This is a genomic window from Flavobacterium circumlabens (genome assembly GCF_004345565.1).
Classification (GTDB): domain Bacteria; phylum Bacteroidota; class Bacteroidia; order Flavobacteriales; family Flavobacteriaceae; genus Flavobacterium; species Flavobacterium circumlabens.
This window is the reverse complement of the sequence record NZ_SLWA01000004.1, coordinates 262,131-275,679: the sequence shown is the minus strand read 5'-3', so window position 1 is coordinate 275,679 and position 13,549 is coordinate 262,131. Positions and strand designations below refer to the sequence as shown.

10 protein-coding genes are annotated in these 13,549 nt (G+C 35.8%); all 10 read left to right on the top strand.

Annotated features, from left to right (window positions below):
- The first annotated feature begins 472 nt into the window (after nt 1-472).
- Complete coding sequence (locus tag EV142_RS12310; protein ID WP_132036134.1) at nt 473-928, top strand: T9SS type A sorting domain-containing protein; 456 nt, start codon at nt 473-475, stop codon at nt 926-928.
- A gap of 4 nt (nt 929-932) precedes the next feature.
- Nucleotides 933-3,758, top strand: a complete 2,826-nt coding sequence (locus tag EV142_RS12305; protein WP_132036132.1) for a SpvB/TcaC N-terminal domain-containing protein — start codon at nt 933-935, stop codon at nt 3,756-3,758.
- The gene (locus EV142_RS12300) at nt 3,640-7,623 is read left to right on the top strand and encodes an RHS repeat-associated core domain-containing protein (protein WP_132036130.1); all 3,984 of its coding nucleotides are present in this window, start codon (nt 3,640-3,642) and stop codon (nt 7,621-7,623) included. The genes EV142_RS12305 and EV142_RS12300 overlap by 119 nt, the downstream gene beginning before the upstream one ends.
- A gap of 4 nt (nt 7,624-7,627) precedes the next feature.
- Nucleotides 7,628-7,993 carry a hypothetical protein gene (locus tag EV142_RS12295; RefSeq protein ID WP_132036128.1) on the top strand — a complete coding sequence of 122 codons (366 nt, stop codon included), beginning with the start codon at nt 7,628-7,630 and terminating at the stop codon, nt 7,991-7,993.
- 86 nt (nt 7,994-8,079) lie between these two features.
- The gene (locus EV142_RS12290) at nt 8,080-8,853 is read left to right on the top strand and encodes a hypothetical protein (RefSeq protein WP_132036126.1); all 774 of its coding nucleotides are present in this window, start codon (nt 8,080-8,082) and stop codon (nt 8,851-8,853) included.
- 24 nt (nt 8,854-8,877) lie between these two features.
- Nucleotides 8,878-9,243 (top strand): hypothetical protein, encoded by a 366-nt coding sequence (locus tag EV142_RS12285; RefSeq protein WP_132036124.1) that lies wholly within the window; start codon nt 8,878-8,880, stop codon nt 9,241-9,243.
- A 131-nt stretch (nt 9,244-9,374) separates the two neighbouring features.
- Complete coding sequence (locus EV142_RS12280; protein ID WP_132036280.1) at nt 9,375-10,346, top strand: RHS repeat-associated core domain-containing protein; 972 nt, start codon at nt 9,375-9,377, stop codon at nt 10,344-10,346.
- 589 nt (nt 10,347-10,935) lie between these two features.
- Nucleotides 10,936-11,364: a hypothetical protein gene (locus tag EV142_RS12275; RefSeq protein ID WP_132036122.1), complete on the top strand. Its 429-nt coding sequence runs from the start codon at nt 10,936-10,938 to the stop codon at nt 11,362-11,364.
- A gap of 2 nt (nt 11,365-11,366) precedes the next feature.
- Entirely contained in the window at nt 11,367-11,558 is a 192-nt protein-coding gene (locus EV142_RS24045) for a hypothetical protein (RefSeq protein WP_134092220.1), read from the top strand.
- The gene (locus EV142_RS12270; protein ID WP_132036120.1) at nt 11,518-11,946 is read left to right on the top strand and encodes a hypothetical protein; all 429 of its coding nucleotides are present in this window, start codon (nt 11,518-11,520) and stop codon (nt 11,944-11,946) included. Before EV142_RS24045 ends, EV142_RS12270 begins: the two co-directional genes overlap by 41 nt.
- Nucleotides 11,947-13,549: the final 1,603 nt, after the last annotated feature.

The following is a 13,549-nucleotide window of genomic DNA, read 5'->3' as shown; positions in this document are numbered from 1 at the left end:
TTTTTATTTTCGTTTTCACACACTTCCAGCACGCACTGTTGGCGAATACTGGATGCGGTTTACTTCGTCTGTTCGCTGTCGCTCGGGTCTTCGTACCTCGTAATGACAAGCTATGTGCAACAAGCAAAAGATCACACATCGTGACCCCACGGATTTGTCATTCCGAGGCACGAGGAATCGCATGCGCAAATCACGCACTGTTAGCGAATACCCGGATGCGATTTACTTCGTCTGTTCGCTATCGCTCGAGTCTCCTCCGTCGAAATGACACCCCATAGCCAGAATCTCTTCAAAAAAATAAAAGCAAACCATTGCTTTTATTGACTTCTATCAACTTTTAATAACCTGTTTATTCAAAAATACCCAGTTTCCGGTAGTTTGAAAAAATCACGGAAAGTGGGTATTGCGTTATTTTTATTTTTAAGCTTATTTCGTACGATATAATAAGTTTTTATAAAAATAAATCTTACAAATGAAAAAAGAACTACTATTTCTAACCTTCCTATTTTGCTTATTCTCCCATGCACAAACCCCTAAAATTGTGTTCGAATATGATGCCGCCGGCAATCAGACCAAAAGGTATTTGTGTTTAAAATGTCCCCCGGCAACGGGTAAAATCGATCAGGAAAAAGAAGCCGCAGCTTCGGCTCAGGAAGAGGTATTACCCTTTTTATCAGAAGAGTCTATTTCGTATCATCCCAATCCGGTAAAAGAAACTTTATACCTGAAATGGAAACTGAAGGATAATAATCGCGTAACCTCTGTTCAGGTTTTTTCTTTTTTAGGTCAGGTTTTAGGAACCTGGTCGATTGGACCTGGAGCTACTGATCAGAGCCTTCCTTTTCAAAACTACCCCGATGGAACCTATCTGGTAGTACTTCATTACAGCAGTGGTTCTCAAAAATCTATTAAAGTCATCAAAAACTAACCCTATGAAAAATCTTTATTTTATACTTGTTTTTTTAATTGGGGTAGCAGTAAATGCCCAGACTTCATCAACGGAAGTTGGTGTTACGGAAGGGCAATTAACGGTTTCTTTATCCGGCGCGGCAAATTATACCATACCAATTAAAGTACCACCCGGAATTAACGGTGTGGTGCCACAACTCAATTTATCGTACAACAGCCAGTCCGGAAACGGAGCTGCAGGGTACGGCTGGAATATCGGCGGTATTTCAACCATTACGCGCATCCCGTCAACCCGATTTCACAATGGCAATGCAGGTACCATTACTTATACTATTTCTGATAATTATGCTTTAGACGGTCAGCGTTTACTCGTGAAAAACGGGCAACAATCACTTTACGGCCGAAACGGTACCGTATATGAAACCGAAAATTACTCTAATGTAAAAGTGACCTCCTATGGTGTCGCATCGTCTAACCGTGATATCGGTCCGGAATTTTTTGTGGCAGAGTATCCGGACGGTTCCAAAGCGTATTATGGATACGAAAGAGGAAACAATTCTAATTCCCGCGGTGCCATTCATTATGCTATTACCTACTGGGAGAATGCCCAGGGACTGAGAATCAGTTATTCCTATTTTCCGCATTATAACAATGCCCTGAATATTGCCTCTATTAAATATGGTGCGAGAAATGATGGTACGGCTCCAAATGAAATAAATTTTATTTATACCAATAAATTCAAACAGGAAATTCAGATCGTTGCCGGACTGCAAGTACGCGATGATTTGTTGTTAAGCAGTATCACTACGAAAAGTTCAGGAGTTGGTTTTCGCAATTATGTCCTGAGCTACGATCGTTCCTCGCTTGGCTATGAAAGGTTAACTGCGATTACGGAAAAAACAGGGGATAATGCTAAAAGTCTCAACCCTACCGTTTTCTCCTATGCCGAAAATCAAACGGCCTATACACCATCAATGGAACTGACCCATACCGGTTTGAATAAATTTACCACCGAAGGTATTGCGCAAACCCTGTCAGGTGATTTTGACGGAGACGGTGAAAATGAGTTGTTACTTAGAAAAAATGGCATTACCCTGGGTGAAATTGCTGATGATTACTCCGTTCAGGAGGTTTCCAGTACCGGTTTATTGTCATTAGGACTTCCGACAGAAGAGTTTCCAAGAGGAGTTATAAATGTGTTGGACAAGGACTTAAAAATCCCTAAAAACCAGAGATTTTATTCCCTTAATGTAAGTAACAGTGAAACAGATTACAGGTATAAGATTTTTAATTATAACCCCGATTCAAAAAAAGTGGTATTGGATTATGAAAGAATATTTCACTCCGGTGCAACAGTGGCACTAAGAGGAGAGAATCAAAATACCGGCGGATTATTTACGGGTGATTTTGATGGGGATAATTTAACGGACGTGATTCGCGTACATAATGAAGTGAATGGTGTCAGTCAGGTTGAATTTTTTAATTTTGACAGGAGAGTCACTTCAAATTGGGTAACCAATATCGGCTCTCTGGATATTGGGGTTAAAACGTTTAATCTGGTTCCTAATGTTTCTAACGGATTGGCCGTCATTACCGGTTCCTCGACTCTTGAACAAGGAGATATTAACGGCGATGGAAAAATGGATTTAATTCTTTTTAGGGGTGCTCCGTACAATGATATTAAAGGCTATACCTTAATAGAGGGTAAATTAGCAGAAATCATTAGCTGGAAACAGGACTTGCCGGGAGATCTTGGCAGCACTTTTTTTCAGCAGCATACGGCGAATATCAATACGACCATAGCAGGAACAGGAATTCAAAGATTTCCAATTGTAATTGGAGATTATAACGGGGATGGCAAAAGTGATATATTATTGGTGGCCCTTAAAAAGGTATTAATTGCTACAGCAGGGAAGTATTTTATAGAGGAATTTTTACCCGGATCTTTTCCTGCACTGGTTTATCCGTATACGGTAAGTTTCATGGCAGTGGATTCCAATAATGACGGCAAGTCGGATATTGTTCGATTAGAACCTAAAAGAACGGAATATAAAGAAAAATATACCACTCAGGAAATGTACCAATCCGGAGGTAAATGGTACGTGCGTAATGTACAAGCCTACCGATACAACTACGATTACGGAATTAAAATCGATTCGTATTACAGACCCGGAGTAAATGCGGCTTCCTGGAATTCCTTTGGTTTTGATAAGATGCTGCAAACCTATACCAAAGATACGGATCCATCGAATGATAATGCATTCAATTTTATGCTACTGGCTGATGTAAAGAAAAAAAATCCTCTAAAAACAGCATTGGCTCTGATTGGCGCCCCTGAAAATACAGGAAATGCAAGAATTTCGGTTTTTTCCTGTGCCAATTATGTTTCCGATCAGCATTTACTAAGTAGTATTACTTTAGGCAATGGCGTAAAGGAAAATATAACGTACAGTGCTTTAAAAAACGGAAATGGCGTTTATGAAGCGGGCAGTGCCCAGCTTTATCCCAACCTGAGTATTCAGTACAGCCCGGAATTTAAGGTGGTATCGCAAATTGATTATCCCAATAACGGGCCATCAAAAAAGGAATTTAAATATTATGGTGCCATGCTAAATGTAGAAGGTTTAGGGTTTTTAGGTTTTCAGGCGACCATGAGAACTAATAAGTATAGTGCGGAGAGTTCCATAATTTCAACTGTTTCCAAAAATAATTTTCTTTTAAGAGGGGCGAATGTCGAAAATTACAGCGTGGAAGGCATGGTATTACCTTCTGCTGAAACGCCGGCATCTTTTATATCACAATCAAAATTTAGGTATAACAGACCGGAAGAAGCCTTACAGCCTAAATAAAGTGTTTAAGCTTATCAATATAGCATCAGCTGATTTTGATGGCCTGGCCGGGACGCGAACGGAAACCGAAACAGAATATGATGCCTCGAATAACCCGGTAAAAATAACAAGTGTAGTAAAAGATGCAGCATTTGCTGTAGTACAAAAAACAGTAACTGATATCGCGTATCAGGATCCTGCTGCAGGTCCTTACCTTGTGGGCAGACCCAAAAGTAAAAAGCAAACAGTCTTTTACAATGGCGATGTGGCAACAAGTGAGGAAGTATATGGTTATAATGCGCAGCAATTACTTTCGCAGGTTAAGAAAAGGGCTGATGCCACCACCAGCTACATTACAGAAGACAACAGCTATGATTTATTTGGAAATATGATTTCGAAAAAAATTACGGCAGGACCCAATTCCAGAACGGCAAGCTGGGCGTATGACGCTTCGGGCAGGTTTCTGACAGCAAAAACAGATATGGAGTCTTTACGAAGCAGTTTTATCTACTATCCAAATGGTATGCTACAAGTAGAAACCAATCCGTACGGACAAACGGCAACGTATGAGTATGATGCCTGGTTCCGAAAAACAAAAGCAACAAACTATCTGGGTAAAACAATCACCTATACCTATTCAGGACTTATGGACAACACCATTATTACGGCAACTGCAGAAGATGGCAGTGCGACAATGGAAACCTTTGACGGTTTGGGCAGAAAAGTAAGAGAAGGCAGTAAAAACAGTGCGGGAAATTTCTCTTTCGTATACGCTATGTATGACATTTACGATCGAAAGTATAAAGTAAGCGAACCCTATTTCGGAAACGTTCCACGCCAATGGAACCAAACTAAATATGATAGTTACGGCAGGGTTACCGAAAACATTTCGTTCACCGGAAAAACCACCAAAATGACCTATTCCGGTTTGCGTACCACGGTAAATGATGGCACTAAGTCAAAAACGACAGTTAAGGATGCTATTGGAAATGTGGTTGGGGTAACCGATACTCCGGGAGGTACAATAAAATATAGTTATTACGCAAACGGTAACCTGAAAGAAACCGATTATGACGGTATAAAAACAAAAATACTTCAGGATAAATGGGGCAGGAAAATACAGCTTGACGACCCTTCTGCAGGGATTATTAAATATACTTACAATGACTTTAATGAACTTATTAAAGAGGAGAACAGCAATGGAATTACCAATTATAAATTAAATGGCTTCGGAAAGCCGGAAGAGAAAACAATTGCAGGACCAAAGACGAATTCCAAAACGACGTATGCCTATAATCCGGCTACAAAACTATTAACGGGCAGTACCTTTACGGACTTTAAAAACGGAAGTACAACGATAAGTAATTCGTATCTGTATGACAATTGGCAAAGAGTCAACAAAGTGATTGAAAAGACTCCCTATGCCACCTTTACTAAAATTTTCGGCTACGATGCTTTTGGAAGGGTAAATACGGAAACCTATACTGCGGCAACAACTACCGGCAAAACAAGCACCAAAACGATTACAAAAACCTATAAAAACGGCAGCCTTTACCAAATCAGGGATAATGCAACCGTGTTATGGCAACCGGACAATGTCAGTCCAAACGGATCGTTGCTTTCCGGTACCTATGGCAATGGCATAAAAGTAACGAATTCATATAATGATACGGGCTATATCAACAGTAAAGATTTTAGTTTAGGAACAACAAGTGTACTGAAACTGGAAACTTCTTTTGATCCTCAAACCGGAAATTTGAAAAATAGAAAAAACAGTCTTTTTAATTTTCCTGAGGACTTTAACTATGATTCGTTAGACCGGCTTACGGCTACAACAACAACCGGACAGTTTTTAAACAGTACCTTTAGTACTCCCAGTACAGAAGGATATCAAACTGAAAAAGGAAAATTAAGTGTGTCAGGAGGCAGTCTTGTTGCGGAGATCTCGGATAGTGGTGTTGCCGTGAAAAAAACATTACTTACAGGTAAAGCTATAGGGGATCAACTAATGCTGAGTTTTGATTTAAGAAAATTTGTGGGTTCCGATCTTTTTATTGCGTACATCCAGGAACAAGATCCGGTAACGCTGGAAAAAGTTAAAATTTTTAAAGCCACCTTAACATCATCGAAAACAATAAACATAAGCCACACCGTTACAAAATACAGTGATCTAACTTTATTAATAGAGAAAACGAGTTCTCCTTTATACAATGTTATTCAGATTGACAATGTAATGGGGCACGAAAAAAGTACAATTGCCCAGGGATATGATGACAAAGGCAGAATTACGTCAAATGAGCAGGGCGCTTACACGTATCCGACCAGCGGAAAAGTATATCAGCACTCGTCTGTTGACCTTACGGCAAAAGCCTTGCCTTATTATCAGGGCAAACCAGCTCAGATCATTACGTATACTGCTTTTAACAGTCCCGAGCAAATAGAGGAAGTGGGTCTGGAGAAAGTAAGTTTTAATTACAATGATCATAATGAACGAAGTACGATGTTTTACGGCGGCGTGCAGGATAAACTCTTGCGACCTTACCGAAAACACTATTCCGCTGACGGCACCATGGAGATTAAGGAAAATAAAACAACAGGAGCAGTTGAATTTACCACGTATATCGGCGGTGATGGTTATACGGCACCTGTAGTATTCAGGAGCGATGGAGGAAGCAATCAAAATTATTTATATTTACACCGCGATTATCAGGGTTCCATAATGGCCATTACCAATCAGGCGGGATTAATTGTTGAAAAGCGATTGTTTGATGCATGGGGTGGTGTACGAAAAGTACAGAATGGAACTGGTATCCCGCTATCAGGTTTAACGATTTTGGACAGAGGATACACCGGTCATGAACATTTGCAGACTGTGGGGATCATAAACATGAACGGCCGTATTTACGATCCTAATCTGCATTGCTTTTTACAGCCGGACAACAATATTCAGGATCCGTTTAATACGCAGAATTACAATCGTTACGGCTATGTTTTAAACAATCCTTTGAAATATACGGATCCTACGGGTGAATTTTGGGGCGTATTTGCGGGTTACCTTTTGTCAGGATATATAATGGGTGCCTATGCCAGCGGAGGCGAGCTGAACCCTGCCAAATGGAATTCTTCGGCTTTTATTACTATTGGCGCAGCAGGGGCATCAGCGGGTGCCTCAGCAGTGGCGACAAATTTGACCAATAATTATTTGGATAATTATAATAAACCTCCGGTGTTGGGATTTAGTGCTGTAGGGGCAGGGAATGATATGCATTCTTTTGTGAATAATAATAATGATTTTAATTTTAAAAATCATCCAAATAACACCTATCAGGATACTAAAAATTCAGGATTGAATGGAGACCTTGCCACTATAGGTAGTTTATTAGGTGGTGCTAGTGGTTTAATGAATGAGTTATCTATTGTTAAATTTCACAATGCGGCTCCTGCAGGTTCGTTTGCGGTAAATTATAATGGTTCTTTAAGATATTGGTCAGATACTTTTAGGGGTGGAACAAAGGCTGGTATTCCAAGTTCTGTTGTGCAAGCTGCAAGAAATAGTTCTAATGGTTTAAAACTGGCCTCTAAGTATGGTGGTTATGCAAACTATGCGGGATCGTATCTGGGCTATTATGGAGCAGTGGAAAATTTTTACAAAGAGGATTATTATGGAGCATTTCGAGAAGGTGTTGCAAACTCTGCGGGAATTAGGATAGCTGCTACCCGTGGAAATTTAGCTGGAATTGGTTGGACAATTGGATGGAATATTCTGGGTCCTTGGGTAACAAATACCGAGGCGTATAATAGTTTCTTTTTTGGTGAAAACTCAGCTGTTTATCAGGATAGAGCTAGGATTAATAAATGGTATACAAGTAAGATACTAGACAATTAGTGATATGAGAATTTACAAATATATTTATTACTTTTTTTATATAAAAAGCTCTAAAAAGAATGCAGTGCCTGAAATCCCGGTATATACTATGCTGTCTTTTATTCAGACGAGTAATCTAATAACAATTACTAATATCATTATGTTAATTACAAGACTTAATATTAATTACGATGTTAGAAAAATTGCTCTTGTCGCACCAATTTTATTATATTTTCTGAATTATTATTTCTTCACTAAAAAGGGTAATGGTGGAATTATAATTAAAGATGAAACTTATTCATTAGGAAAGTATTCTTTTTTGCTTGATGTTTTTGGTTTTGGATCTTTTCCTTTGGCAGTATTAACCTATTACTTTTATAGGGAATTTTAAATAAAATAATAACCCTTTAAAATATACGGATCCGACAGGTGAATTTATAAACGTATTTTTTGGTTACCTTTTATCAGGATGTATAAATGGGTGCCTATGCCAGCGGAGGCGAGTTGAACCCTGCCAAATGGAATTCTTCGGCTTTTATTACTATTGGCGCAGCAGGGGCATCAGCGGGAGCCTCAGCAGTGGCGACAAATTTGACCAATAATTATTTGGATAATTATAATAAACCTCCGGTGTTGGGATTTAGTGCTGTAGGGCCGGGGAATGATATTCACTCTTTTGTGAATGATAATAATTTTAGTTTTAAAGATGATCCAAATAACACTTATCAGGATACTAAAAGTTCAGGATTGAATGGAGATCTTGCAACTATTGGTAGCTTACTGGGTGGTGTTAGTGGTATGCTAAATGAATTTTCTATAATGCAATTTTATAATGCTGCTCCTAAAGGTACATTTGCTGTTAATTATAATGGTTCTTTACGATATTGGTCTGAATCTTTTAAAGGAGGTACTCGTGCTAATATACCTAGTGTACTAGTTGAATCTGCTAAGATAGAAGCTAATTCGGTAAAATTTGTTTCAAAATTAGGTAGTAGTGCATCTATTTTGGGTACAGGTTTGAGTTATTATGGTGCGGGAGAAGAATTTATTAATGGTAATTATGGTAAATCAGGAGTTGAGGCAATGTCTAGTACAATTTCACTTGGACTAAGTGCTAAAAAAGGAAATATTGTCGGATTAGCTTGGACGATTGGCTGGGAAGGTGGTAGATGGATTTCAAATAGAGATTTTTATGATGAGTGGTATAGAAATACATGGCATCCTTATCGATATAGATATTTTGGTTATTGAATTTAATAAAAATATAGAATTATTATGAGAGTTTATAAATATATATATTATAACGTGTATATGTCTAGTGCTAAGTATAATGCTTCGCCGGAAATACCTGTAATTGGTTACATATCTTTTGCGCAGACAAATAATGTACTTAGTTTGATGCATCTTTTTCTATTTTTTACCAAATGGTTTAAAAATTATAATCTTCCAAAGGCATATCTAATTATTCAGGTAATTTTATTTGTAGTAAATTATTACTATTATGTAAGTGCGAAAAAAGGAGAAGTGATTCTTAAAAATGAAAAATATGCATTAGGGAAATTATCTTTTTTAACAGATATTTATTTGTTTTTATCAGTAATAATAACAGGGTTTACAGGCTATATATATCAAGAATGGTAAAAATATTAGATCTTGTTTTTTAAAGATTTTTAATACGACCGCTCTGAAAACATAATCCTCTATCAGGTTTAACCGTTTTAGACAGAGAATACACCGGACATGAACATATACAAAGTGTGGGTCTCATCAACATGAACGGACGTATTTACGATCCTAATTTACATTGCTTTTTACAGCCGGACAACAATATTCAGGATCCGTTTAATACCCAGATTTACAATCGTTACGGCTATGTTTTAAACAATCCTTTAAAATATACAGACCCTACAGGTGAATTTTGGAACGTATTTGCGGGTTACCTTTTATCAGGATATATAATGGGTGCCTATGCCAGTGGAGGCGAGTTGAACCCTGCCAAATGGAATTCTTCGGCTTTCATTACTATTGGCGCAGCAGGGGCATCAGCGGGTGCCTCAGCAGTGGCGACAAATTTGACCAATAATTATTTGGATAATTATAATAAACCTCCGGTGTTGGGATTTAGTGCTATAGAATCGGGGAATGATATGCATTCTTTTGTAGCTAGCAATAGTATTGTAGGAGCACCAGTAAGTGATAATAACTTAAATTTAGGTAATTGGTACGAAACTGGCGGTCGAGCGAATTGGGCTTTTGGGACTGCTTCTGCGATAGGAATCGTTAAAGGAAGTCTAAACTCAGAGCGAATGTATGCTGAAGGTATCAGAAGAGGGCTTTTGGAGAATTACCAGTTAACAGGCAGAAATCTTAGTTTGTTTAGAGAGGCTCCAATGACGAAAGCTACAATTCCGATATCGAAATTGGGGCAATGGGCAGGTAGCATAGGTAGAGGCTCTTTTTATGCTGGGTTTTTTATGGATAGTTTTGGCCTATTGAATTATATCGATGATCCAAGTTCTCCGAACGCTGTTCATCCAGCAAAATTTATACTAAACACTTATATGGGAGCTATGGGGACTTATGGAGGTAATATGATGGCTATTCCATCAATACTTTACTTTGGCATAGATGCTTTTTATCCGAAAGGCTGGGGGGGATTAGCAATAGATCAGGAAAGTTTATATCAAGATAACAGAGCTATTAATCCAAATTATCAGGCCTTTCCGGGGGCAATGAAACTATGAATATTATGAAATTTATCAAGAAAAGTTATTACTATTTTTTCTATAGGATTTACCGTTCTATAGAATATACTTCAGAATTATCGGGTGGAAAATTTCTTACATTTCACAAGGCAAGCCTTGTTGTACTTGCTTTGGAAGCATGGGTTTTTTTTTCATTCATGGCATATTATAGAATTTTTACAAAACAAGTATTCAACTTTCGTTTTCAATGCCTATTATTTATGTGCCAGCTATAATAATTTACGTTTTTAATTATTTCACATTAGACTATAAAGATAATTGGAAACAATATAATGTTGAATTTGCCAATTATTCTAAGAGAAAAAATAGAATTGGAGGCTGGATTGTATTTGGGATAATTTTGCTTATCATCAGTAATTTTATTTTTTCATTTTATTTAATAAGTCAGGTAGATTGGAGCCAATATCGTTAAAATTGTATAAACCACACCCGATCGCCCGGATATCCAAAACGATATCCGGCAGTCTGGGTGGGATTAGGAATAGATTAGGAAAGATTATATAGAGAAAAACAAAGCTATAAATCGGAATTACTAAGCCTTTCAGGGTGCAATGAAACTAAAAATATCATGAAATTTATAAAGAAAAGTTACTATTATTTTTTCTATAAGATTTACCGTTCTATAGAATATACTTCAAATTCGTTTGGAGGAGAAACTCTTATATCATCTAAAGCAGGTCTTGTTATGCTTGCTTTACAAGTATGGGTATTAATTTCAATTTCTGCATATTATGCAATTTACACGAAGACATTTATAGAACTTACCATTTCAATGCCTATTGTATACATACCAGCAATAATAGTTTTTGCGTTTAATTATTTCACATTAGACTATAAGGATAATTGGAAAAAATATAATATTGAATTTGCCAATTATTCTAAGAGAAAAAATAGAATTGGCGGTTGGATTGTATTTGGGATAATTTTGCTTATCATCAGTAATTTGATTTTTTCATTTTATTTAATGAGTCAGGTAGATTGGAGCCAATATCGTTAAGATTGTACAAACCAGACCCGATCGCCCGGATATCCGGATATCCGGGAGGCAGGGTAGGATTACCAATAGATCAGGAAAGTTTATATCTGGCAAACAGAGCTATAAACCCAAATTATCAGGCTTTTCCTAGTGCAAATGAAATTTTAAAAGACTATGAAATTTATAAAGAAAAGTTACTATTATTTTTTCTATAAAATTTATCGTTCTATAGAATATACTTCAGAATTGTCAGGAGGTAAATTTCTTACAGAATATAAGGCGGGTCTTGTTATGCTAGCTTTAGAAACATGGATATTGTTATCATTGGGTGCATATTATGTAATTTATACAAAGAATTTTATAGAGTTAACCATTTCAATGCCTATTGTTTATGTACCGGCTGTAATAGTTTATGCATTTAATTATTTAACAATACATTATAAAGATAGGTGGAAAAGATATAATGTCGAATTTGCCAATTATTCTAAGAGAAAAAATAGAATTGGAGGCTGGATCGTATTTGGGATAATTTTGCTTATAATCAGTAATTTGATTTATGCATTCTATTTAATGGGTAAAGTAGAGTGGAATAAATATCGTTAAAATTGTAAACCTTCTGTGACATTGACTGCTAAAAAAGGGAATGTACTTGGACAAGTTTGGATAATTGGATGAAAAGGAGGGAAAGTTATAACTTATACCATTTATCAAGAGTGTAAAACCAATATTGGTATCGCTTTAGGGATGAACACTTTGGTTACTAATTTTTTTACAAAGACTTTTTATGGATGTTATATATTATTATTGTTTTTTGTTTTATAGAAAAGTTATAAAGGAAGATGAACCACATGCTACTACAATATGGGCTTTAGGATTTGGAGAAGGATATTTCATAAGTGTTGTTTGTGATATACTGGCAATGCGATATTTCTGCTATGATATTATTACATATTTTATGTTTCCAATTATGGGAGTTGCCTTATTGTTTAATTATCTACACTTTAGTAAGTCTAAAAGGTCTAGAAAGATTGTAAAGGAAAAACCGGTTTTTTTCGGCAGTCATAAAATTTCGATTATATTGACAGTTGTTTTTTTTGTTATTATAATTTCTTCAATGTTTTGGGGACCCGTTTGCTCAAAATATCTTTTAGAAACTTATTGTAGATAAATGTTTAAATAAGCTATGTTTCATGCCCAAGGATAGAATGGATAATGAGATGGAATATCCTTGGATGAAAAATACAGAGATAACAGTTTCTTTTTTTGGCAAAAATTCACCAGTATATCGAGAAGGAGCGATAATTAATGGGTGGTATGAAAGTCAAATTTTTAAAGATTAAATATTATGAAGATATATAAATTAATTTATTATCATTTTTTTCTTAAAAGTCAAAAGAAAAATAACGATCCTGAAGTTCCAGTGTATTTAATGCTATCAATTATACAGACAAATAATTTTCTAACTATAATTAATATTATACTTATTGTTTTAAATATCAATAATATACATGATATTAGAAAAGTTGCTATTATAGGACCAATCATATTTTGTTTTATTAACTATTACTATTTCTCTAAAAAAGGGAATGGACAAATTATAATTAGAGATAGTACCTATAATATTGGTAAATATTCTTTTCTACTATATTTATATGTTATTGCATCTGTACTATTACTTATTGTGACATATTATTTTTATGTCGAATTTTAAAACGAATGTTATTAGATAATTGTCGTTTCTTTTTTGATGAAAATTCATCAGTTTATCGAGAAAGAGCGATAATTAATGGGTGGTATGAAAGTAAAATTTTTAAAGATTAATATTATGAAAATTTATAAGTATATCTATTATCATTCAGTTTCGCAAAGTTCTAAAAAAAATAATACGCCAGAATTTAATGCATATAGTCTTCTGTCTTTTACTCAAACGAGCAATTTAGTAACTATTGTAAATATTATATTAATTATCACAAGAATAAAAATTAATTATGATTTACGTTTAGTTGCAATTATTTGCCCTACACTATTTTATGCTGTGAACTACTATTATTTTACGAAGAAAGGAAAGGGTTCAATAATTATGAAGGATCGAAGTTACTGTTTAGGTAAATATTCTTATTTTCTCAATTTATTTACCTACTCATCATTTATATTCGTTGTTATATCTTATTTCTTTTATAAGGGATTCTAACAACATTGAACATAG